29 protein-coding genes are annotated in these 23,900 nt (G+C 30.6%); 8 read left to right on the forward strand and 21 right to left on the reverse strand.

Going from position 1 to position 23,900, the window contains the following annotated elements; translation table 11 throughout:
- Nucleotides 1-29 precede the first annotated feature (29 nt).
- Genes ACN0TY_RS05915 through ACN0TY_RS05935 form a run of 5 tightly spaced genes read left to right on the forward strand, consistent with a single transcriptional unit; the run spans nt 30 to nt 5,046 of the window.
- On the forward strand, nt 30-1,232 hold the full coding sequence (locus ACN0TY_RS05915; protein WP_417443740.1) for an efflux RND transporter periplasmic adaptor subunit: 1,203 nt from the start codon (nt 30-32) through the stop codon (nt 1,230-1,232).
- 19 nt (nt 1,233-1,251) lie between these two features.
- Nucleotides 1,252-1,992, forward strand: coding sequence for an ABC transporter ATP-binding protein (locus ACN0TY_RS05920; RefSeq protein WP_417443741.1), 741 nt, complete (start codon nt 1,252-1,254; stop codon nt 1,990-1,992).
- Nucleotides 1,993-2,044: 52 nt separating this feature from the next.
- Nucleotides 2,045-3,262 carry an ABC transporter permease gene (locus ACN0TY_RS05925; protein ID WP_417443742.1) on the forward strand — a complete coding sequence of 406 codons (1,218 nt, stop codon included), beginning with the start codon at nt 2,045-2,047 and terminating at the stop codon, nt 3,260-3,262.
- Between the two features lies 1 nt (nt 3,263).
- Nucleotides 3,264-4,304: a sensor histidine kinase gene (locus ACN0TY_RS05930; RefSeq protein ID WP_417443743.1), complete on the forward strand. Its 1,041-nt coding sequence runs from the start codon at nt 3,264-3,266 to the stop codon at nt 4,302-4,304.
- Complete coding sequence (locus ACN0TY_RS05935) at nt 4,297-5,046, forward strand: LytR/AlgR family response regulator transcription factor (RefSeq protein WP_417443744.1); 750 nt, start codon at nt 4,297-4,299, stop codon at nt 5,044-5,046. Before ACN0TY_RS05930 ends, ACN0TY_RS05935 begins: the two co-directional genes overlap by 8 nt.
- Before the next feature lie 32 nt (nt 5,047-5,078).
- Here ACN0TY_RS05935 and ACN0TY_RS05940 read toward each other — a convergent pair whose 3' ends face one another.
- Nucleotides 5,079-5,408, reverse strand: a complete 330-nt coding sequence (locus tag ACN0TY_RS05940) for a winged helix-turn-helix transcriptional regulator (RefSeq protein WP_417443745.1) — start codon at nt 5,406-5,408, stop codon at nt 5,079-5,081.
- A 159-nt stretch (nt 5,409-5,567) separates the two neighbouring features.
- Between ACN0TY_RS05940 and nfsB the strand changes: the two genes are divergently transcribed.
- Nucleotides 5,568-6,227: an oxygen-insensitive NAD(P)H nitroreductase gene (gene nfsB, locus ACN0TY_RS05945; protein ID WP_417443746.1), complete on the forward strand. Its 660-nt coding sequence runs from the start codon at nt 5,568-5,570 to the stop codon at nt 6,225-6,227.
- 279 nt (nt 6,228-6,506) lie between these two features.
- Nucleotides 6,507-9,572 (forward strand): SIR2 family protein, encoded by a 3,066-nt coding sequence (locus ACN0TY_RS05950; RefSeq protein ID WP_417443747.1) that lies wholly within the window; start codon nt 6,507-6,509, stop codon nt 9,570-9,572.
- A 474-nt stretch (nt 9,573-10,046) separates the two neighbouring features.
- Here ACN0TY_RS05950 and ACN0TY_RS05955 read toward each other — a convergent pair whose 3' ends face one another.
- From ACN0TY_RS05955 to ACN0TY_RS06045, 19 genes are all read right to left on the reverse strand, one after another.
- Entirely contained in the window at nt 10,047-10,289 is a 243-nt protein-coding gene (locus ACN0TY_RS05955; protein WP_417443748.1) for a hypothetical protein, read from the reverse strand.
- A gap of 21 nt (nt 10,290-10,310) precedes the next feature.
- Nucleotides 10,311-10,973 carry a hypothetical protein gene (locus tag ACN0TY_RS05960; RefSeq protein ID WP_417443749.1) on the reverse strand — a complete coding sequence of 221 codons (663 nt, stop codon included), beginning with the start codon at nt 10,971-10,973 and terminating at the stop codon, nt 10,311-10,313.
- Nucleotides 10,970-11,392 carry a hypothetical protein gene (locus ACN0TY_RS05965; RefSeq protein WP_417443750.1) on the reverse strand — a complete coding sequence of 141 codons (423 nt, stop codon included), beginning with the start codon at nt 11,390-11,392 and terminating at the stop codon, nt 10,970-10,972. Before ACN0TY_RS05965 ends, ACN0TY_RS05960 begins: the two co-directional genes overlap by 4 nt.
- A 2-nt stretch (nt 11,393-11,394) precedes the next feature.
- A complete protein-coding gene (locus ACN0TY_RS05970; RefSeq protein WP_417443751.1) occupies nt 11,395-11,529 on the reverse strand; it encodes a hypothetical protein in 135 nt (44 codons plus the stop codon).
- 11 nt (nt 11,530-11,540) lie between these two features.
- Nucleotides 11,541-11,924 carry a hypothetical protein gene (locus ACN0TY_RS05975; protein ID WP_417443752.1) on the reverse strand — a complete coding sequence of 128 codons (384 nt, stop codon included), beginning with the start codon at nt 11,922-11,924 and terminating at the stop codon, nt 11,541-11,543.
- Nucleotides 11,875-12,309, reverse strand: a complete 435-nt coding sequence (locus tag ACN0TY_RS05980; protein WP_417443753.1) for a hypothetical protein — start codon at nt 12,307-12,309, stop codon at nt 11,875-11,877. The genes ACN0TY_RS05975 and ACN0TY_RS05980 overlap by 50 nt, the downstream gene beginning before the upstream one ends.
- On the reverse strand, nt 12,303-12,593 hold the full coding sequence (locus ACN0TY_RS05985) for a hypothetical protein (protein ID WP_417443754.1): 291 nt from the start codon (nt 12,591-12,593) through the stop codon (nt 12,303-12,305). The genes ACN0TY_RS05980 and ACN0TY_RS05985 overlap by 7 nt, the downstream gene beginning before the upstream one ends.
- On the reverse strand, nt 12,590-13,024 hold the full coding sequence (locus ACN0TY_RS05990) for a peptidoglycan DD-metalloendopeptidase family protein (protein ID WP_417443755.1): 435 nt from the start codon (nt 13,022-13,024) through the stop codon (nt 12,590-12,592). Before ACN0TY_RS05990 ends, ACN0TY_RS05985 begins: the two co-directional genes overlap by 4 nt.
- Nucleotides 13,025-13,152: 128 nt before the next feature.
- Nucleotides 13,153-13,341, reverse strand: a complete 189-nt coding sequence (locus ACN0TY_RS05995) for a hypothetical protein (RefSeq protein ID WP_417443756.1) — start codon at nt 13,339-13,341, stop codon at nt 13,153-13,155.
- A gap of 3 nt (nt 13,342-13,344) precedes the next feature.
- Nucleotides 13,345-13,797, reverse strand: coding sequence for a hypothetical protein (locus ACN0TY_RS06000; protein ID WP_417443757.1), 453 nt, complete (start codon nt 13,795-13,797; stop codon nt 13,345-13,347).
- Nucleotides 13,798-13,930: 133 nt separating this feature from the next.
- Complete coding sequence (locus tag ACN0TY_RS06005; protein WP_417443758.1) at nt 13,931-14,572, reverse strand: hypothetical protein; 642 nt, start codon at nt 14,570-14,572, stop codon at nt 13,931-13,933.
- A gap of 75 nt (nt 14,573-14,647) precedes the next feature.
- Complete coding sequence (locus ACN0TY_RS06010; protein WP_417443759.1) at nt 14,648-15,358, reverse strand: hypothetical protein; 711 nt, start codon at nt 15,356-15,358, stop codon at nt 14,648-14,650.
- 92 nt (nt 15,359-15,450) lie between these two features.
- Entirely contained in the window at nt 15,451-15,645 is a 195-nt protein-coding gene (locus ACN0TY_RS06015) for a hypothetical protein (protein ID WP_417443760.1), read from the reverse strand.
- Between the two features lie 24 nt (nt 15,646-15,669).
- Nucleotides 15,670-16,935, reverse strand: a complete 1,266-nt coding sequence (locus ACN0TY_RS06020; RefSeq protein ID WP_417443761.1) for a hypothetical protein — start codon at nt 16,933-16,935, stop codon at nt 15,670-15,672.
- A 287-nt stretch (nt 16,936-17,222) separates the two neighbouring features.
- Nucleotides 17,223-17,555 carry a hypothetical protein gene (locus tag ACN0TY_RS06025; protein ID WP_417443762.1) on the reverse strand — a complete coding sequence of 111 codons (333 nt, stop codon included), beginning with the start codon at nt 17,553-17,555 and terminating at the stop codon, nt 17,223-17,225.
- Complete coding sequence (locus ACN0TY_RS06030; protein WP_417443763.1) at nt 17,552-17,905, reverse strand: hypothetical protein; 354 nt, start codon at nt 17,903-17,905, stop codon at nt 17,552-17,554. The genes ACN0TY_RS06025 and ACN0TY_RS06030 overlap by 4 nt, the downstream gene beginning before the upstream one ends.
- Before the next feature lie 217 nt (nt 17,906-18,122).
- On the reverse strand, nt 18,123-18,800 hold the full coding sequence (locus ACN0TY_RS06035; RefSeq protein WP_417443764.1) for an SDR family NAD(P)-dependent oxidoreductase: 678 nt from the start codon (nt 18,798-18,800) through the stop codon (nt 18,123-18,125).
- Between the two features lie 48 nt (nt 18,801-18,848).
- The gene (locus ACN0TY_RS06040) at nt 18,849-20,264 is read right to left on the reverse strand and encodes an SDR family oxidoreductase (RefSeq protein ID WP_417443765.1); all 1,416 of its coding nucleotides are present in this window, start codon (nt 20,262-20,264) and stop codon (nt 18,849-18,851) included.
- Between the two features lie 124 nt (nt 20,265-20,388).
- Complete coding sequence (locus ACN0TY_RS06045; protein ID WP_236958371.1) at nt 20,389-21,234, reverse strand: formate/nitrite transporter family protein; 846 nt, start codon at nt 21,232-21,234, stop codon at nt 20,389-20,391.
- Between the two features lie 143 nt (nt 21,235-21,377).
- Here ACN0TY_RS06045 and ACN0TY_RS06050 point away from each other — a divergent pair, with 143 nt between their 5' ends.
- Nucleotides 21,378-23,204, forward strand: a complete 1,827-nt coding sequence (locus tag ACN0TY_RS06050) for an SLC13 family permease (RefSeq protein ID WP_417443766.1) — start codon at nt 21,378-21,380, stop codon at nt 23,202-23,204.
- A gap of 29 nt (nt 23,205-23,233) precedes the next feature.
- On the opposite strand, the gene ACN0TY_RS06055 is transcribed toward ACN0TY_RS06050, so the two are convergent.
- On the reverse strand, nt 23,234-23,743 hold the full coding sequence (locus ACN0TY_RS06055; RefSeq protein WP_417443767.1) for a peroxiredoxin-like family protein: 510 nt from the start codon (nt 23,741-23,743) through the stop codon (nt 23,234-23,236).
- Nucleotides 23,744-23,900: the final 157 nt, after the last annotated feature.

Below are 23,900 nucleotides of genomic sequence, written 5' to 3' on the forward strand. Positions count from 1 at the left end.
TCAACCAGTTTTAAAATAAATAGTATCAAATGAAAAATAAAAAATTAAAAATAGTACTTCTTATTGTAGTATTAGCAATAGGTGCTGGTGTTGCTTATTTATTATTAAATAAAAATAGCGATGCTACGATTGCAATAGAAACAATCACTGCAAAGAAAGGAGAGGTGACCAAAATGGTTACTGCTACCGGTACAGTGCAACCGCTTACAGAAGTAGAAGTTGGAACACAAGTTTCTGGGGAAGTAGAAAAGATATATGTCGATTACAACAGTGTTGTTGAGAAAGGACAATTGATTGCCGAGCTTGATAAAACAAATTTAAGAGCATCTTTGGCACAATCAAAAGCTAGTTATAACAATGCTTTAAATGATAAGGAATATCTTAAAAAAGTCTATGACCGTCAGCATACTTTATTCGAGAAGGGTGTTATCAGTCAAGCAGATTATGATGAAGCTTTATACAATTTAAACACAGCTAAAAATACAGTAGACCAGCTTTATTCTGATTACCAACAGGCAAAAACGAACTTGAGTTATGCTGATATTTATTCTCCAATAGATGGGGTGGTTTTATCAAGAGAAATTGATGAAGGACAAACGGTAGCCGCTAGCTTTGAGACTCCAACGTTATTTACAATTGCTAAAGATTTAAAAGAAATGCAAGTAGAAGCAGATGTAGATGAAGCAGATATCGGAGAAGTTAAAGAAGGGCAACGTGTTACATTTACAGTAGACGCTTACCAGCAACAAGAATTTGTTGGAGAGGTTATTCAAGTACGTTTAAACCCAACAGAAGAATCTAATGTAATTACTTACACCGTTGTTATTAAGGCAGATAATCCAGATTTAAAATTAAAACCAGGATTAACAGCTACGGTATATATCTATAGCTTGGAGTTAAAAGATGTAATAACAATTCAGGCTAAAGCGGTAAACTTTGAGCCTGAAATGGGGATGATTCATGCGTATGAAATGCAAGAAGGAATTACTTCAATGCCTAAGGGTGATGAGAAACCTTTGGAGGGAGAAAACGTTGTATGGACACTAAATGGAAAAGAGATTAAGCCTGTAAAAGTAGAAATAGGAGAGAGCGATGGTGTCAATGTAGAAGTCGTAAATGGTTTATCCGAAGGAGATCAATTAATTTACGCTATGAAAACAGATACCCCTTTAGGGCCGGCTCCTGGCGGAAGTGAAAGTCCGTTTATGCCAAAACCTCCAGGAAAAAAATAATCCCATTAAACGAATACATATGAAAAAGGAGATTATAAAAATCGAGAACCTAAAGAGATCCTTTAAAATGGGAGAAGAAACGGTTCATGCTCTAAAAGGTATTTCTTTTACTATTCACGAAGGAGAATTTGTTACCATAATGGGATCTAGTGGTTCTGGGAAAAGTACAATGCTTAATGTATTGGGGTGTTTAGATCAACCAAGTGATGGTATTTATGAAATTGATTCGGTGAGAGTAAAATCATTATCTAAAAATGAATTGGCTACTATTAGGAATGAAAAAATAGGATTCATTTTTCAATCTTATAATCTATTGCCGCGAACAAGCGCTATAGAAAATGTAGAGCTTCCATTAATGTACAACAATAGCATTCGTACAGAAGAGCGTAAAGAAAGAGCTTTAAATGCTTTGACTAAAGTAGGTTTAGGGGAGAGAGTTCACCATACGCCAGCACAATTATCTGGAGGGCAACAACAACGTGTAGCCATCGCTAGATCTTTAGTGAACGATCCCGTGGTGATCTTAGCAGATGAGGCAACAGGGAATTTGGATACACGAACGTCATACGAAATCATGTCGCTCTTTCAAGAATTAAATAAAAATGGGAAAACAATTGTGTTTGTAACCCACGAGCCTGATATCGCCGAATTTAGCAGTAGAACAATTGTTTTAAAGGATGGAAACATTATTAAAGATGACTATAATTCTAATATTTTAAATGCTGCGGAAGCACTTGCTGCACTCCCTAAAGAAGATTAATGAATTATATAATAGATGATTTTGAATCCATCTTAACATAAAAAAATAACTAATGAAAATATCTAATTTAATAAAAACTGCATGGAATGCTATCCTAATTAATAAAGTTAGGACGTTGCTTACTATGTTAGGAATTATAATTGGTGTGGCCTCAGTAATTACAATGTTAGCCATTGGAGAGGGATCAAAACAAAGCATCAAAACACAAATTTCTAGTATGGGTTCCAATATGATAAACATTAGACCAGGAGCTGATGTTAGGGGAGGAGTGCGCTTGGGTGGTAGCGAGATGGAAACTTTGAAAATAGATGATTTTCTAGCTATAAAAAATCAAGCTGAATTGGTTACCGATGTTTCTCCACAAGTTTCTGGAAACGGACAAGTAATTTATGGCGCCAATAACTGGCCCACAAGTATTTATGGTGTTTCTCCAGAATATATAGACATTAAGAAAACAACAATTGAAGAAGGGAGCATGTTCACTGATGACGATGTGAAATCTTTTGCTAAGGTAGTAGTAATCGGACAAACAATTGTTGAGAATATATTTTTGGATGATGATCCTATTGGGAAAATGATTCGCTATAATAACACCCCTTTTAAAGTTATTGGAGTTCTTAGTGAGAAAGGGGAAAACACTTTTGGGCAAGACCAAGACGATGTTGTTTTAACTCCTTATACTACAGTTCAGAAAAGGATTTTAGCTATCGATCATGTTCAAAGTATTGTAGCTTCCGCAATTAGTGAAGAGAAGGCGGAAGATGCTGTTAATGAAATCACTGATATCCTGCGTAATCAACATGAGATAACTGGTAATGAAGATGATGATTTTAATGTGTTTTCTATGAATGAATTGATTTCTACATTCAGTTCTACAAGTGAGATGCTAACCGTGTTATTAGTGGCCATAGCAAGTATTTCGTTGCTTATTGGAGGAATCGGAATTATGAATATTATGTATGTGTCTGTAAAAGAACGTACACGAGAAATTGGACTAAGAATGGCAGTTGGAGGGAGAGGAAATGACATCTTAATGCAATTTCTAATAGAAGCCATTTTAATAAGTATAACGGGTGGAATAATTGGTGTATCTTTGGGATTATTAGCTACTTTTTTGGTAGAAGATTTTTTACATTGGCCAACAAGTATTACGAGTTTTTCAATTATTGTTTCGTTTGCTGTTTGTGCTGTTACTGGTATTTTCTTCGGATGGTATCCGGCACGAAAAGCAGCTGCACTAGACCCAATAAATGCATTGAGATACGAATAGGATGATTATCGATATAAGAAATAAAAAAGTAACAGTTATTTTTCATATTCTGGTATGGATTGTATTGTTTAGTTTGCCTTATTTACTTTTAGCAAGCAAGCAAGAAGGCTTATCGAGAGTAATAGCAGGTTCTTGGGTGCCATTGTGTTTCTACGCAATTTTATTTTACAGCAATTACTTTGTATTAATAGACACTTACTTCTTCAAGAAGAAAATCATTATATACATTGTAATCAACGCTATAATTATAGTTGGCTTCGTATTTTTATCAAGCTATCTTATCGATACTTATTTTCGAGATTCACTTCCCAGAAGGGCAGAAGGGGAAGGGCCTCCAAAATCATTATTTGCATACTTGCAGATTGTATCTTATTTAATTGCTCTTATTTTTTCTATCGCATTAAAAATTACCGAGCGTTATTTAAAAACCGAGTCGGAACGCAAGAAAGCGGAGAATATTAAGCTGGAAGCCGAATTACAACATTTAAAGTATCAATTACAGCCGCATTTTTTCTTTAATTCACTGAATAATATCTATTCGATGGTAGATATTTCTCCTGATGAAGCAAAGGTTACCATTCATAATTTAAGTAAATTAATGCGGTATTTATTATATGAAACAAATACTGAAAAAGTGCCGCTACAAAGCGAAATAACCTTTTTAGAAAAGTATATTGAATTGATGAAACTACGCTTGTCAGATAATACAGTTGTTCATTATGAGTTTGAAAATGTAGATCCTTCAATTAAAATAGCGCCTCTTTTATTTATTTCTTTGGTTGAAAATGCATTTAAACACGGTGTTTCAAGTACAAAAAAGGGGGTTATTAATTTCTGTTTAAAAACGGAAGGGAATAAAGTGCTTTTTAAAACTGAAAACTATAATTTTCCAAAATCAAATATTGATAAAAGTGGCTCTGGAATAGGATTACAAAATATCAAAAAGCGACTAGAACTTCTTTATCCAGAAAGGCATGAAGTAAGATTTGAAGTAAAGGGGGATGTTTTTATTTCTGAATTAAAAATAGTTATTGATGGATAATAATGTGCTAAAATGTATCGTTGTTGATGATGAGCCGATGGCTGCAAATTTGGTAGCTAGTTATATTGAAAAAACACCTTTTTTAAAGCTAGAAAGTATTTTTCATAATGCTATTGATGCTTTAAACTTTGTTTCAGAAAATGACATCCACGTACTATTTTTAGACATTCAAATGCCTGACTTAACAGGTTTAGAGCTCTCTAAGATGCTCCCAAAAAAAGCTAAGATAATTTTTACAACCGCTTTTAACCAATATGCAATTGAAGGTTATAAAGTAGAAGCCCTCGATTATTTATTAAAGCCATTTGATTATGCCGAGTTTTTAGCTGCAGCTAATAAAGCACTCACATGGTTTAAAATGGTAGAAAGTAGTAAGCATTCAGATTCTAAAGAGGCTGACTCCAAAGAAGAGCCACAAAAGGAGTTTATTTTTGTGAAATCAGAATACAAGCAGTTACGAATTAAGCTTGCTGATGTTTTGTATTTTGAAGGTTTAAAAGACTATATAAAAATCTGGATTCAAGGGGAATCAAAACCTATCCTCACATTAAAAAGCTTAAAATCATTAGAAGAAGAGCTGCCAAAAAGCGACTTTATGCGTGTACATCGATCGTTTATTGTTTCTTTAAAAAATATTGAAGAAGTAGAGCGGAGTCAAATAATTATCAATAAACAGCGAATCACAGTCTCAGAGCAGTATAAACCTAGATTTTTAGAGTTTATAGAGAAAAATTCTTTTTGATTAATTCACAAATAATAGGCTATCCAAATCGATTATTTTTTATCAGCAGCAAACTCTCCCCATTTTGCAATAGCTATTAATGTAGGGATTAGGGTTTCTCCTAGTTCTGATAAAGAATACTCTACTTTTAAAGGAGGTTTAGAGGTATAAACTTCTCTTTTAATAACCCCATCATCTTCCAGTTTTTTAAGTTGTAGGCTCAGTGTTCTTTCGGTAACCGTTGGCATAAGTTTCCGTAATTCGTTGTATCGTAATGTGCTATTTATAAGATGAAATAGAATTACAGTCTTCCATTTCCCACCTATAACTCCCATGGTTAAACTCGAACAACATGGGTATTCTTTGCCTTTAAATGTATGCATAATAATATTTTTATATGGAATTTATACTATACTATCCTTTTTGACCGTTATTGTAAAGCTTCAAAACTATACTTAATTTTGCTACTATAAAAATTATAGTATCTATTTAACAGTAATTACATTTACTAAGATTGAAGAATAAATTAATAAAATTAAAAAATGAATTTAAAAGAAGTATTAGACTGGCGCTACACAACTAAAAAATTTGACCCAACAAAAAAAATATCTGAAGCAGATATGGCTCAAGTCAAAAACCTATTAAGAATGAGTCCATCAAGTGTAAACCTTCAGCCTTGGCATTTTATAATTGCAGAAACTCCAGAAGGAAAAGCACGTATAGCAAAAGGAACACAAGGTTTCTTTCATTTTAACGAACCTAAAATAACAAATGCTTCAGCAGTAGTATTATTCTGTTCAAAAATTGATGTTGATGAAGACTACTACCAACACATTGCAGATACAGAGGATAAAAGTGGAAGGTTTCCAAATGAAGACATAAAAAACGGTTTTCTAGGTGCAGTAAAAGCTTTTGCAAATATTCATAAATACGATTTAAAAGACCAACAACACTGGATGGAAAAACAAGTATACCTTAACATAGGTGGTTTTTTATTAGGAGTTGCAACTTTAGGAATCGATGCTACACCAATGGAAGGGATCGACGTAAAAGTTTTAGACGAGGAATTTGGTTTAAGAGAAAAAGGTTTCACCGCTTTAGTAGCTGTTTCTTTAGGTTATAGAGCAGAATCTGACTTTAACTCAACAGAAAAAACACCAAAATCAAGATTATCACCAAATGAGATTTTCTCGATCGTATAATTTATAAGATACTTATTATTTACACTTAGTAAGTAGCTTAAAATATCTCATAAAAAGTTTTATTTGTGCAACAGTAGTTTAGTTGTATGGATAAAACTTTTTTGTTTGCAGTTGTTACTATAGTTTCTTCAAAAAATTTATTCTAAAAAGTTTCTACTACAATGTTAATGGAACACTTTTATGAGACGACGTAGGAGGGAAGTGTAAAGTGTGTGGAATGGAAATAATATTAGCTTATATACTTAAGTAATTTAATATATTTGTTTAAAAAGTATTCATATGCCAAAGCCAACTGATGAACAAATATTAATAGATGCAATTTTATCTAATAAATCATGCCTTTTTTTAGGGTCTGGAGCTGTAGCTTCTTCTGTTTTAAATAATGGAAACACATCTCCTGTTGGATCTGGATTGGCTGAAATCATTTATAATCATTTTTATCCAAAAGAAAAGTTCGATTATGAAGCACTTTCTTTAGTTTCAAGTATGGTTCAAAAGCAATTTGGTAAAGAGAGTCTATTTGAATTTTTACAAGATTTTTTTAAAGAGATAAAGCCATCAAGTGGTATAACAAAATTATCTAAATTTAAATGGTCTAATATTTACACTACAAATCTTGATAGAGCTATTGAAATTGCTTACAAAAAAAACACGGATAAAGCCCAAAAAATTAAAACGATTGTTGGCCCAAAAGACTTACAAACAGAAAATAAAAATATAGAAGTAAATTTATTTAAGTTACACGGTTGCATTGGAAGACCTGATATTGATTTAGTTTTTTCTTTGAATGAATATGCAGAATTTAAAAACCCACATCTTAAATTATTTACTCAATTAAGTACTGACTTAATGGAAAGGCCAATGATATTTATTGGTTACAGTTTAATTGATTCTAATTTTCAGCAAGTCTGGGCTGAAATTAAAAAATACTGTGGAACAACAACTCAACCAAACAGATATTTTTTTATAGCACCTAATATTAAATCTTCATTAAGACACTTTTTAGAATCAGAAGGTTTTATTTGTTTTGATTATAAAATAGATGAATTCGCTGATCATATATCAAATTTATCATCTGGAAAAAGAACTACATTGAGAGATTATTTAATACAACATTTACCAGATTCTGATTTATTTGATAAGGCCAAAATTAATGAAGAAGTTGCTTACAGCCTTTCTCAAAATTATCAATTCCCAAAAGCAGAAATAAGTAAACATTCTCAATTAAATAAAAACTTTTACAAAGGCGCTCAACCAAATTGGAGTGATATTAAGCACGATTTAGATGCATCAAGAGATTTATTAGAAGATGTACTAATAAACTTTGAGAGTTGGTATAAAAGTCCAAAATTCAATTTATGGTTAATAACTGGTAGAGCAGGTGACGGTAAATCTACTTTTATAAGAAGATTAGCTTTGGAAATTTCTGAAAGAGTAGGAGATAGTGTTTTATTTGCAAAATCAAGGTCCAATTTATCTTCGAAAGAAATTTTAAGCTTATATGAAAAATTAAATACTCCTTTAATTCTTTTCATAGACAACACAACTGATAGAGTTACAAAAATTAACCAGCTAATTTCGGATTTCAGAAATGCCAAAGCTAAAATATTAATAATTGGTGCTTCAAGAAATTCTGATTGGCATGCCCATCATAATGACTTTTATGCCAAACCAGTTGAATTTTCTTTAGGAAAGCTTTCAGATAATGAAATTGGTCTTATTTTAAGTAAGCTAGAAATAAATGATGCTCTATTTAAATTGAAGAAATACAATGAAGAAAGGAGATTTGAGCTATTTAAAGAAAAGGCAAATAGTGAGCTTATTGTCGCAATGCGTGAAGCAACAATGGCTTTAAATTTTGAAGAAATTATAGCCAACGAATACACAGGAATTAAAGATGGAGTTGCAAAAAATGTTTATCGTCATATTTGTTTTATACATCAATTCAGATATAAAATACCACAAAGCTTATTACTGCGAGTATTAGAAGTAGATTTGAATAGTTTATCTGAAAACGTATATAAATACACAAAAGACATTATTTATTATGAGGATGATGAATCAGAAACTGATATTTTATTAAAATCGAGGCATCCTGTAATTGCAGAAATTGTAAGTAGAATTTACTTTAAGGATGATGTTGAAAAAGTTGATTTTTTAACAAAAATCTTTTCCGAATATATTCCATCTAATCCATTAGAAGCATCATTAATTAAAAAGCTATATCATCACAATACGATAGAGGTTATTTTTGATAATGTAGAAATTGCAAAGAGTTGTTACGATATTTTAATTCAAGAAGTACCAGATGATTACTATGTTTTACAACAAAAAGCATTGTTTTTAGTTAATAAAACTGATGACTATGATGATGCAAAAGAAGTAATAAAAGATGCTTTAAGATTAAATCCTGCTTCAAATGTATTACATCATACACACGGTATGATTTTAATGAAACAGTCTTTAAACGAAAAAGATTTAGATAAGTCCAAATTTTACTTGGAAGAGGGTAAACGTATATTAATTCGTGGGGCAAGAAAAAATTATAATAATGTTTATAATTATCATACTTTAATTAATTATTTAATTTCATGGTACAAAAAAGACACTAATCAAGACGATGAATTAATAGTAGAAATTCAAAACCTGATAGACGAAGCTTCCTTAAAAAATCCGAATGACACTTTAATACTAACTGAACATGGAAAGGTTTACCAATTATTAAAAGACCCTGTACAATCAAAATCTTATTTTGAAAAAGCAGTTAGGATTAATTCAAGAAATATGGCTGCAAGATATTTACTTGCCCGAATATTTATGAAGTCTGGTCATTTTGAAGAAGCTTTTAAAGTATGTGATGATGGAGTGAAACTTAAAAGAGATGAAATTTCTTTAAATAGATTAAGGTTTGAGCTTATGCATAAACTAGATAGATTCTCATTTGATGAACTAAAAAATGAATACGCTACATATTTATCTAACTACCCTAAAGATAGTTTCATAAAGTTGTGCTATTCAGCATTCTTGTACATTAATAAATCTAAAGAGTGTGATAGACTATTTGGTGACTTAAGATATTCTGATTATATGAGTTTTACAGATAAGTTAAAAGTCATTTATGATGTAAATAGGACTATAAATCAAGAAGATTTTAGAGAAACAGGAATGGTTGCAAGAACCACAGCTACTGGTTATTATCTAAAATCAACAAGATTCAATTCTAAGACAATGGTATTTATGCACAAAAATATAGTTGGAGAATTAAATGTATCAGATAGAGTACATTATAAACTTTTATTCAATTATTCAGGAGGTTTTGCTGTTGATGGTGAAATTGATTATTAAGGAATAGCTTAAGCTGCATAGTATTCGACCTCATAAAATTTTGGCTAAAACAATAGGTGAAATGAGCCGTTAATTGTTTCCAAAATTTTATGTAACCTTGAATTTTTGTTTCTTTTGTTTTAAGACACAAGATAATGAAACATTAAAAAAAAGGATTAATTGAAGTTCTAAATATAACAAGTGTATAGGATTTTATTTTTACTCACATAGAGAATCGAGTATTTCAAATTTTAATGACCCAAGTTCCAATTATTCTAATGAAATACAATGATTCTGGGATTTTTTACATAATACTACATTATAGCTATCAAATGGACTTCTCTCATAAAATACCAATGACAACATTTGTTCTATAATTTATAGTATGAATAAATACAAGACGTTAAAAAGAAGAATTATAAAGCGAATATACGAATAAATTTAAGAAAATCAATCAAATATTATTAACATATTTTTACGAAAAATGTTAACACATTAATAACCGTCGGCTTGGAAATTAAACCAATATATTTTATTAAGCACTATTTTATTTTCTTTATCGTAAGAAAATATTTTACCATATTTAAAGGTTGGCACAGAACGAAAATAATCAACAACTTTATATAATCGTCTATTATCTCCCGTTCTATACCATTTTTTACCACCGTCCGCATAAACTATTAAAATTAATGCAGTTCCTTTAATATAACCGTTTTGAATATAACCACCTACACGCATAAGCTACGCAATTAAACGCTATTAAGATGCACTATTAAAAACGTGATCAAAATTTAAAACATAACCTTGAGGAAAACTATTAGCATTAACGGAAATAAATAAATCATTTTCAAAAAAATAAGGATAAAGACTACCATTCATATAAATAGCAGCTTTAATTTTCGATGCTTTAGAAGCATTAATAAATTTTTCATATTGTAAAGCTCTAGAATCGTAATAATCAAATATAAAACTATCCTCTCCATTTGAAGAATATTCATTTTTTTCAATTACTTGTAGTAAATTATCGTTATTATCAAAAATGGATAATTTTAAAGTTATAATATCTGATTGTTCATAAAACATATTATTAACTGTTATAGTTCCATTTAGAACAAGTACACCAGTTTCAACAAATTTTGAATAACTTAAAGAAGTTTTAACCTCATAACCTTGCATAAAGTCAAAAGAACCACTAATTAACTGAGTAAAAAAATACGGAACATTTGGCAATACATCATATGAAACACCATTAAAATATAATACCAATTCTTTTGGATTTGTAAATATAGCATAATACACAACATTATTTTGAAATAAAAATTCTTTTGCAGATGTTCGTATTATAGGAGTTACTTTTGCTGAAGAATCATTTATATAATTAGTAACAGAGGATTTAACCTCACAACAACTAAAATCAATCATTTTTTAAAGGGTATTTTTATATTATTAAATTTTGTTCCGAAGAAGAAAGCTATTACACTAGTAACAACTGAATGAAAAAAATCCGTAGTTCGTTCAAATGTATTTAAAACCTCATTAGGTATATCTATAAACAAAGGTAAGCAAGGCAAAACAACAGACGCAATAAGAACAAATGAAGCTAAGTAATAAATATATCTTTTACTTAAAGTATCATTTTGTTTTAAAGCTGATATTTGCATTTGTGTTGCTCTCTCCAAGTCTTTTACTTGTAACTCATGAGTTTTATACAATTGTTCAGTTAGAAGATATTGAAACTCTCTTAATTTAGTTTCTTTTCCTTTAAACAATTGAACTATCTCTTTACCAATATCAGAAGTAGAAAAAAGAGATTTTACTACATTAAATATTTTCTCAAACATATTTATAATTTTCTAATTTTAACAATGTAATAGATAATAGTTACAACCATTAAAACAATAGCAAAAACATCTTTAACATTAGCTAAATATACTGCCATTGTTCCCAAAAAAGGCATTGCATTTAATAGGTTATTCATTGAATAGGGCATTATCTTAATAATTCAATAGTTTGATATAAGCTTAAATTATCGCCGCCTATATATCCGTAAAACTTCCATTTAGTATAAAAACGTTTTTTTCCATAATGAGAGCCAATTAATTTTATCGTCAATGAATCAAAAGAATCATACTTTTTTAAAATAGATTGTTTAGGATAAAAAGGAGTTGAAAGCATAAGAAAAAATATTCGTGCTTGCTTTTGCTTCTCTTTATCAAATAAACTATCAATACTTGTATTAAAGTCAAATAATAAAGTATATAACCAACCAATAAAACCATATATAAAAGTTGCTATTAATGGAACTAAAGCAAAAACAATCATACTAACCGATAGGTAACTTTTCGTTCTTTTCTTTGAGTATTTTTTTGTCATTTTCTGATAAAGTAAAATTTAAAATTTCCGTTAAGTTTCTAAGGCTTCCAAGTGGTCCAAAATCATCAGTTAAAGGCAAGTAGCTTTGTAAACCAAATTCAGCTTTTACCTTATAATAATCTGCTAATGATAAAGGAACTAAAAGCGATATAATTACGTCCTCATCTGTAAAAGCTTTATTTATTTCATTTAACAAAGATGTTGAAATAGCTTCTGCATTTTCATTGGATAAATTAGAACCTACAGATAAAAATTTATTTCTTAAGTACTCCCAAGATTTGGCAATATATTCTTTAAGAATGAAGCTAACAATAACACCTATTATAACTAAAAGAATAACTTTTAAAAACCTTAAAACCTTTTCATTTGTTAGAACAGTTAACATCCGCAACCGTTTGAAGCAACATTTATATTAATAATATGGTCATCATTTTGAAATGAAGATTCATTATTATTACTATCATTATCATTTGAAGTATCATCGGTAGAAGTACCACCTTTTCCCGCTAGGTTATCATCCGTAATTGCATCATCTGAACAAGTGCAATCAGATTTTAAAGATTTTAAAATCATATAACCCGCAATAATTCCAATACCAAGAACTAAGACATATTTAAGAATCTTTTTAAAACGTTCTTGTTTTTGCTTTTTAGTTAGTTTCTTTTTCATACTAAATTTTTAAAATAATTAGTTGGATTTACTAATTCATTATTTACATATAATTCAAAATGTACATGCGGTGTCATTTCAGAACCGTATTTTTGAGTAATATCATCAGCAGTACACAGTAAATCGCCTTTATCAATTTTATCGCCAATACTTAAAAAAGTATTTATATACATTATTTTAGCTCTATAATTAGAGTATGCTCCAGTACCTACAATCTCAATTAATTTATAACTACTATCATCTGAATAAGGGTAGCCATAACGATTAACAGTACAAGGAAATGGAGCTTTAATTTGCTGATTTGGTATAACGTGAAAATCTATACCTCTATGTGTATGATTTCCTCTACTAGCACCAAAATTACCGCATCCTTTAGGGTCGCATTTTCTTAACAAACCCGTACCATTAATAGAAGTAAATTCATGTTTCATAATAAAAGGGAGAATAAGTATAATTAATATTAATAACATTTTATTTTTCTAATATTGTAGGTTTAAATACCACCAATAAAAAAGGAAGAATTACAAGAATCATAAATATGTAAAAACCTTTATTTTCTTTAATGTTCTGCCACATCTTTTATAACTTTTTTATTGTTCCAAATTTCTTCTAATTCCAAATTTACTTGCTTCATTGCTTTTGCTATTACTTGAGCAGTTTTTGCATATTTGTCAATCTGTTCAGCCTTTTTTAAAAATTTGGATGCAAAGCCAATAATCTTTGCACCCTTATTTAATACATTAGCCATGTTCTAACGTTTTTGCATTGAACCAAAATAACCCGAAACCCTTTTCCCCGAAGAAGTAACACCGCTACCATTAGGACTAATAACCATGTTTATTTCAGATAGAGCAATCTTTTTTGTCTTTACATTCATAAGACATGGCATAAGTTTCTTTACACCTGATTTTTCATAAAAAACCGAAGCTATCATAGTTTGATAAACATTACCCGATTGTGAAGTACTTTCAGTAGTTCCAGAGTAAGGCGCAACAGTAGCCTTTATTAAACCCTTTGAACGTGATACATTCCAAGCATTAACAATTGTACCGCCCTCATATTTACCTTTCTTAATTATAGAGTAAGTTGCACCACTTTTTTTAGCGGGTGGAGGAGGTGCTTGCTGATAACCTCTATTAGAATAACCTCTATTAGAATAATTTTGATTAGAATAAACTCTATTGTAATTATTTCTATAATTCATAATTTGAAAATTTATTTAGTTATTTTTTGTAATACCAATAAGTAATTACACCAACAGCAACAACAACAATTGCCCACATTACCGTAAAGCCTTTATATAATGGATAGGCTAACCATTCTTTAATATTTTCCATTTAATAATATCTTTTAGAACTTTTTTTATTTGATTTTTTACCGAAGAAGTTTAAACCTGCAAACCAACCGAAAGGAATAAAAAGGACAAGCCACCATGCAGAAGCATTTGACGTACCACCAACATTACTAAAAATACTATCTTTAGAAATAGTTTTTATAGTATCATATTGCCAAGGTCTATGCTGACCATTATAATAATGGTCGTAAGTAATAGATTCCCATGTAACAGTATAACCCAATTGTTTAAAACCCTCAGTAATAGCCATTTTAAACTTTTTAGCAATAGCATCTAACGCGGGAATCATTTCATTTAAAGCCTTTTCAGTACAACCCTCTTTTTTACCGTATAAATACCAATTCTTTTCACCCGCATAAGCCATTTGGAAATCGAAAAGGAAACCATTTAAAGTAGACTTAGACGTATCGTCCATAGTTGGCAAAATAGCATCAAGTCTATTTGTATAATCAGTAGCAAGATTCTCAATAAAATCTTTGGCTTTTCCAGCATCCCAAGTAGAACCCCAACATTTTATTTTATCGAGCAAACCCTCTAAACCGTCTAAAATTCCACCAATACCCGAACTTTCAGAACCGCCACTAGTTGAAGCAAGTAAACCCGCAACCGTTAATAATACACTCATAATTTTAATTTTTTAAAATAAGATTCCCTACCCATTTATAGGGAATCTTTTAAAACACATAACAAAAAACAACTATTAACCAACTAGAGTACTAACCATGTAGTAAATTAAATCCTGTTCTAATGCTGTATCATGATGAACAGTTAATTCCGAAATTCCGCCAACTTTTAAACTAGGTTTTGATTGACCCAAATATGCCGAAGCCGGCAAACTTCCCGTTTGTGTAACTAATTTTAAAGAGGAAGCATTTATTTGCTCGATAGAATAATCTACTTTTCTATTATTAGTACGATTAAAATAGGAAACTTTTAAAGGGGAAACATTAGGGAAATAAAGCAAACTAACACCAGTAGTATTAACAACTTTCTCACTAAAAGTACTTCTTACCTCTGCTTTAGAGATAATTAAACCTCTTGATACTTGGTTAGCATGGTCTAAATTAAAGACATCGTAAGAAGCTGAATCATCAAGCAGAGTTATAGTAACTCTATATTTACTATCTTCATTTAATGGCAAAATACCACGAGTAGAAAATAATAATTTAAAGTTAATCAGTTCAGTAGTACTTTCTCTAATCTGATATGAACCATCAGAAACAACAGCCATAATTTCCGCTAAACTTGATACAAGCATTTCGGGTATGCGGTTTGAATCCGCAATATTATTACCCACTTGGTCTACTTTAATTTTGGCTGTTTTATTTATAGCTGAAAATAAAATACCTTGTGAATTTTGGTCTATCTCCAAAATCTGGGTAGTAGCACCCGTTAAATTATACAATTTCATATTTAATACAATTAATTCTTTTACAATGTTGATGCAAATATTAAAACTATATCAAAGTAGCTTTTACATAACTTAACAATGCTTTACATTAATTAACTATTATTAATATTAATTGACATTCTTTTACATACTATTTCAATAGGAATTGCATCCACTTTAGCAATATCGAAAGGTGTTAAGTAATTTCTTTTTAATTCTAAAATATCTAAATAAGTCTGATAATGTTTTAAAGCTGTAGGATATGAAACACCTAAATAATTAGCTAATTGAGTTTTTAAAATTTTCATAATAGTAAAGGTTTAAGGGATTTATTAACAATACAATTCAAAATGAGAATTATAAAGATTCTCATTTATAAAATTAATTTTAGTATCTTTTTTAAATTCGTATATATAATTGCTGACTTTTGAATAATACCAATCTTTTAATATTGGATTTGAATCTAATATTTGTCTAATAGGCATTAAAAACTCTAATTTCTGACCGTATGAAAAGTAATTTCGTAGATTTCCTTTTATAAGCCTTTGAGTACCTATAAAAGTATCTTTAATTGTACGAGGTAAACGCTCAATAACACCTCTAACAGCTTTTATCCTTTGAGCAATCTTTTTAAAATCCAACATAAGAAAATCCTTTTCTTTATTAATTTCAGATTTACCCGTATTATATTTTAATTCAGAATGATTTTTTTTTGCTTCTTCCAATAATGAAAAAAGAAAATGTTTATCAAAAATATTATCAAAAGTGAAATCTTTTAATTTGGCTAAATATGCTCTATTTAACTGATACTCATATCTCCAAATATCATTATTAGTATCACGATTAAAATTTTTCTTTTGTCCATTGGTTGCATAATCATAATTTAAAATATTCATTGATTCTATATCAAAGCCAACAGAACGCCAAGCATCAAGTATATAAGGTTTTGAATTTTTACCTATTAGAATTTCGTTAGTTTTATTATATATACGACAATATTTATAAGCTGATTTTTTACCTATACCAACACCATTACAAGTAACAACACCTTTCTTAACTTTAGTATAAAACGCTATCTCTTTTGGTCGACCAGCAAATAATAAAGTACCTTGATTTAATTGTTTTAAACTCGTAGAAATACCATGAGAATTACCATGAACATCTAAGGCTAAATCCAAACGACTACAAGAGTGAAAAGATATACCTAACAACTCGGTAATAGTTTCAATCTCTTTTTTTAAATCCTGCATACTACGAGTATAGAATAAATGATTTTCTAACTTAATTTGAACTAAATCACTCTCAATTATTTCGCTTTTTGGTTCAAAATTCATTATAAAATATTTTTCTTTTGGCTTATCTGTAGAGGGAGAATAATAAACATCAACCATTTTCTTATAAGTCCTATTACCGTACTGATGCATATCAAGTTTTAAAGACTTTTGCCCTTTTAATAGGGGAGAGCCTTTAAAACTCAATACTAGGTAATCAACACCGAACCAAGCTGACTGTGAGTGGTCGAGTTGAATCCCATTACATTTAATGGGATTTTTTTCTTTTTTTTCTGTATTTTCGCAATTGGAATTAATTGTAAGCATAAGATATAATTATTGAAAAGGGTTATAATTTGTGTAATTGATTCTAATACAATGTTTAAAAGATAAAGGCGGTAGAAACGGGTGAGAATGTTTTAAACCGCCTTTTATCATCTTAATAGCATCGTTATATGTTTTATTAGTCTAGTAAATAGCTACGCAATTAAACCGCAATAACAAAGCAAGTAAAAAAGCCAACTAAAGCAATTAAAAAAACTAAAGCATTAATTATAGAAAATGCCAAATAGATATTTTTAAATGTGATTTTTTGTAAGTTTTTCATAATATCATTAATAAAGGTTAGAACATAAATTTTTCATGATTAGAAAGGATTTATCATTATAAATATCCTCTCTAGTTTTATAACCGAAATGCTTTAAAAACTTCTCGGGCATATCATAGACTTTCTGCACATAATTAATACGTTTCTTATAATCATCTAATTGAGTAGGAGATAAATTTTGTAGCATTGGTTCGTCAATAGACTCGTAAACCTCGCATTGATGCCTTTTATTTATATACTCTAAATGCCATGTACAATATTTAAAATTATCCTCTTTAACATCTTTAGCATGAATACAATTTGAACAGTTTTCACGAGAATCATCTAGTATTAAAATCATAATAAATTATAGTTATGGATTTTTATAAAAAGGTCTTTATTCGATGATACTTTTGTTTCAAAGTTTATTGTTCTGTGGGTATTAGTAATTGATATATAGCCAAATTGGTCTAAATTGAAATCAATTCTTAATGAAGATTTTTCTGATTTTAATAAGATTAAATTTCCTAATGATGAAGTTTTAAAAAACTGCCTGGCAATTCTTTGGAAATTTTTACTATCTAAAGGTGTTGTTCGTAACTTGCTGATATTGTCAGCATTAAAAACCAAATGATTTGATTTTAACGATTTTTTTCGTGATTTTAACGTGCAAGATTGCACAACACGTTTTGTTTGCGTAATTTTACTCATAGATTTATTTAAATTAAACCACCGTTTACCATAATTTCGATGCTATGGTCGGTGGTTTCTTCTTTAAAAGAAAGCACCTTAAACGGGTGGCGAATATATTAAACTACAATTCTAAACTTTTACGGTTTTCCTCATATTAAGGTCTTTTTTTGTCTTATAATTTATATTATGTAAAATAGAATTATTTGAAACCCCTACTTTATATAGAAAACTACAATTAAATCTTTAAACTGGATAATCCTGCGTCTATTGGAAAAACATGTCCTGAAATTGCTTTAGAAGAATCTGATAATAAATACGCCGCTAATTCGGCCACTTCTTTTGGTTGCAGATATTGTTTTAAAGGATGGCGCATCATCATCGATTCACGTTGCTTATCATTACGCAATAACTTTTCTGCTAATTGTGTATCTGTAACTGTTGGCGCAATACAATTAAATCTAATCTGTGTTGCATATTCTGCAGCCAAAGATTTTGATAATCCTTCTACGGCAGATTTACTAGCCGATACGCTCGCATGAAATGGCATTCCTAATTTTGTGGCTACGGTACTAAATAAAACAACACTCCCTGAACCTTGCTTTAAAGCATTTGAATATTCTTGGATACATCGCACAGCTCCAAGCACATTAATTCTAAAATCTTCATTAAAAGCTTCCATATCAAGCCTTTTAAACGGTTTTAACTGAATACTTCCTGGACAATATACCAATCCGTTTAACGCTTCAATCGTTGGCAATTCATCTGTAAGCACATCTAGATTGTGGTGTGTTAGATTATTATGTAAAATAGGTTCACTTCTACTAAAATTTATAATTTTATGTGTTTCAATAAGTAATTCTATAATGGCTTTCCCTATTCCTTTACTGCCGCCAATAACTAATATTGTTTTCATAATATATTTATTTAATCGATTGATATAGTTACAATCTTATAAAAGTGTTTAATTAACTAGATTATTTATCATTCCTTTGAAGACAAAAGCATGAAATGGCAATACAGAATACCAATATAAACGTCCCCAAATTCCTCTTGGTCTAAATACTGCTCTTTGATATAACTTCCCTTTTGCAATCTTAAATTCCAACCAAGCTTCTCCTGGAAGTTTCATTTCTGCATATAGCAACAAGCGTTTTTCTTGTTTATCAGCTAATAAAACCCGCCAAAAATCCAGTGCATCTCCAGCTTCTAAGTAATGATCGTTTGTTCGGCCACGTCGGAGCCCCACTCCCCCATAAATTTTGTCAATATAACCACGTATTTTCCAAAGCATATTATAGCTGTACCATCCATTTTTTCCGCCTATAGACCAGATTTTATCCATTGTATATGCTTCGTCATGAACTTCTCTAACTCTAAGGTCCGTAAAACAACCATATTTTGGAATCTGAATGTGTTGACTCAACTGATCGTGGAATAAACCACTGCTAATCGCATCTTTCCAGCTAGAAACAACTTCATTTTGCTCAATCTTTTGAAAGGCTAAAACTACAGCTACTTCATAAGAAGAAGGATCGATATCTAATATTGAATTTATATCGCTTGGTTTGGCTATCACTTCTACTTTCATGCTATCAACCAAGGCTTTTGCTAAATTAAAAGAGGTAGATGTAACAAAATACAACCAATAAGAGGATAGTTTTGGGGTTAAAACGGGTAATGTAATTATATAGCGTTTAAAACCACGGATTTCCGCAAATTTTAAGAGCATTTCTTTATAAGTAAGAATTTCTGGTCCGCAGATATCGAAAGATTTGTTATACACTTCTTTACGGGCAATAGCTTTCTCTAAAAAGTTTAATACATCTCGAATTCCTATAGGCTGTGTTTTGGTATTTAACCATCTTGGAGCTACCATTACTGGTAGTTTCTCTACAATATCCCTTATTATTTCAAAGGATGCGCTTCCACTTCCTACAATAATCCCAGCTCTAAAGGTGGTTAATGCATATGTTTCTGAAGCTAATGTTTCTTCTACTTTTAGTCTAGATTTTAAATGCTTTGATAAAGTAGCATCATTTACAATTCCACTTAAATATAAAACCTGCTTACAGTTAGTTTGTTGTAATAACGTTTTAAAGTTTTTAGCACATTGTTCTTCTAAATCACTAAAATTATCTGTGGCAGCACTCATAGAGTGAATCAGATAATAGGCTATATCAATATCTTTAGGAATGATTACATTTTCTATGTCTGTGAAATCAACTTTCAGAAATGTAATCTGCTTATTATGAGTCATATCATCTGGAATCCTATTTAGGTCTCTAACGCAACAAACAAGATTATGCCCAGCATTTATAAGCTTTGGCACTAGCCTCTTTGCTATATATCCCGTTGTTCCAGTGATTAGAATCTTCATAACGAAAACTTATTTATATAATGTCATTATAAAGTTATAAAATTGTTTAACTAAATCATTAAAAAAGTTAAACAAAATAGTTTAATGTATGAAAATCATAGATTAAACTATTTAGGTTTAAGAATTATACATTATATACAAATGCTCTATACTTTAAAAGCGCGACAAAAAAAGCACCTCCTAAAGCATTTCCTAATAATGCTAAACTTTGAAATTTAAAATAATCATAAAAATGAATATTAGGGGAACTTAATAAACCAGAAAAGACTTCGATATTTCCAATAATACTATGGTGAAGCCCTGTAAAGGCCATCATGGAAGTAATTACATAAATAATAATTATTCTGCTTACGGTGTCTTTAGAAGATGTAATGAGCCAAGATAATAATCCCATTAACCATCCTGCTAACACAGCACTAGATACAATTACGAGTCCGCTGAAATCTGTAACATGCTCCCCTATTTTATTGATTGTAGCTGTATCGAAAATACCTAATTCCGGACCTATCCAACTTAAAAACAAGGCTATAATCCATCCTCCAACTAAGTTACCTATTATTACGAGTCCCCAAAGTCGCATTAAGCTTCCTACGGAATGTTTTTTGTTAAGTACTGGTAATGTAAGTAGCGATGTTTGTTCGGTGAATAGAATCGATTGCCCCAGAACGACTAATATAAATCCTATCGGATATACTAAAGCTATTATTTTAAAAAGCGAATCTTCGGCTACTTTTCCATCGAAAAAATAAAATACAGAGCAGATCATTAAAAAGCTAAAACCTATTTCAAGTCCCGCTGCTAAGGAGCTCAAGAGAATACTGCTAGTACTTCTTTTGTATATTTCTTGTCCTTCGCAGATCTGTTCTACCAAAATCTCACCATGACTCTTTGCAGAATTATCATCGGATTTCTTAGAATTATGCAGCTCATTATCAATATCTTCTTGTTTCTTCTTCTCTTCTTCGCTCATGTTTTATATTTAGATGGCTTGGAACTAAATGTAGTATTAGTTTACATGAAAATTAAATAAAAGATTGTTAAAATTATAAAAAGGGTAGAGATATGAATCAGAAATTGAAATATCTTTAAGTAACCAACTTAACACACTTATTGATGTCTATCGAAATTATATATGTTTTTGCAGTATTACTTCTCGTAGTAATATTTTTTGCTTTTGAAATTTTCCCGGTAGATAAGATCGCCTTTTTTATAATCGTAAGCTTATTATTATTTGGAGTGATTTCGCCAGAAGAAGCGGTAAGTGGGTTTTCCAATAGCGCCACAATTACAGTTCTCTGTTTGATGATTATTGCCATTGCTTTGGAGCAAAATGGAATTATTAACTGGCTGGCAAACGGACTCAAAAGATTCAAAACATTACCTGTTTTACTGCTGATCCCTGTATTTATGACTATTTCTGGAACTATTTCAGCATTTATAAGCACCACAGCCGTGGTAATTGTATTTATTAAGATTCTAACAGAGCTTTCTATAAAATATAATATTCCACGCTCCAAACTGTTACTTCCTATTTCTTTTGCGGGAATTTTAGGAGGGAGTTGCACTCTAATGGGGACATCTACCAATTTAATAGTGAATTCTGTAGCTGCGAAATTTGGAGCAGAACGCTTTACTTTTTTCGAATTTTCTGAATATGGACTAATATTTCTGGCTATCGGAATTGTATTTGTAACACTAACTTCTTTCCTCCTTCCGTGGGATACTTCTAATAACTTGAATAAAGAATATGAATTGGATCAATATCTTACGAGTATAGAGTTTGATGCTTCTTCAGAATTAATCGATAAAAAGATTATGGATACCTTTTTATTTGATGATCCCGGAATTTCATTATTAAAACTCACTAGGAATGGTATTTCCAATAAATCGCCAGGAAAATATATAACCTTAAGAAAAGGAGATAAGCTCCTACTCTCTTGTAATATGGATAGCTTGGTGAAAATTAAAGATACAGAAGGGATTATCATCAATAATTATAAGGTTTCCAACGATCAAATTTCAGAAGATGAAGAAAATAGCAATGAATTTGATTCTAAGCAGAATGCTTTTGTAGAGTTATTAATGCTTCCTGGAGCTCCACTATTAAAGCGTTCTATAAACGAACTAAAAGGAAAAATGATCAATGGAGGTTTACCATTGGCGATAAAACGAAGAAAGAATATTCAGAATGTAAAGGATAAATTATTAAATACAAATCCAGATAGGATAAAACTCAAAGTTGGCGATCGTTTATTGGTAGAGGTTCCAAAAGATCGTTTAGCAGACTTTTCTACGATAGATAATATGGCTGTTTTACAGGAACACACTTCTTATGCATCCGTTCCAAACTATAAAAAAGTACTTACTCTTTGTATCCTTTTAACTGTAATTGGTTTAGCAGCATCGGGAGTGCTTACTATTTTGGCGAGTTCTTTAACAGGGTGTTTTCTTCTGCTGATGTTTAATTGTACAGAGCTCAGCAAAGTATATCAAAATATAAACTGGGAGATAATTTTCTTATTAGCGGGAATGATTCCCTTAGGAATTGCAATGAATAATAGCGGTGCCGATGTTTGGGTTTCTACTCAGTTATTAGAATTAATTTCAGGAAAGCAGCCTACCATTATCATCGGACTCATCTTTTTATTTACCATGCTTTTAAGTGGAATTATCTCCAACAATGCCACGGCAATAATAATGACTCCAATAGCTATTTCATTAGCCACAGCCAGTAATTTACCACTGAAACCTTTTATACTAGCTGTATTATTTTCGGCAAACTTTAGCTTTTTTACACCTTTAGGTTACCAAACAAATACACTTATTTACGGACTCGGACTTTATAAGTTCAAGCACTTTTTAATTATTGGAGGAATGTTGTCTATAATCTTATGGATTGTAGCCTCGCTCCTACTCGGAAATATGCTCCCCGATGCGTAAATAAGTGCTCTGATTGGATTTAAATGTTTTTAAGCGTCACCTCTTGCTGGATATCCAGTTTTATTTACGTAGCTAATCGCATTTAGAACATCTTTAAATTCAGGTCTAGCAAACGGCATAGACTGTAAAGAACATGCGTATAATGTTTGGTTTGGAAGAATTAAAAACAATCCAGGCTCAAAAAATGTTTTCGGCTCTTTGTCTGAAATACCATTAGAAACATAAAGACCCCATTCTCGAGCCTCTTCAATACTCATTCCATATCCAAGAGTTAACCCCGGAATTTTCCATTTTTCTGTAGTTTCAATAGCAAGCTCTTTAGTATTTGCACTTACAGCAATTACATTCACTCCACGCTCTTTAAAATCTTCTAGTTTCTTCGCTAAATCCTCCAAATAGTTTTTACAAACTGGACAATGTAACCCTCTGTAATAAACAATCATCGTAAAATTCTCTCCTAATTGAGAACTCAACTCCCATTGATCACCATTTGTTAATGCTACTTTTAAATTAGGTACTTTCTTTGTTGGAATTAACATACTATACTTTTTTAATTTGATTATCTAATGAACTTACACTAAAAGCCATAGAAATCAACAGACTAAACCCCATTTAACATATAATTAAGGGTAATTTGTAGGGCATAAAGAACGATTTAACAATCCTGAATATATAAGTCCAGAATTTCTATCCTCT

This window comes from Joostella sp. (assembly GCF_048266025.1).
Lineage (GTDB): Bacteria > Bacteroidota > Bacteroidia > Flavobacteriales > Flavobacteriaceae > Galbibacter > Galbibacter atrarenae.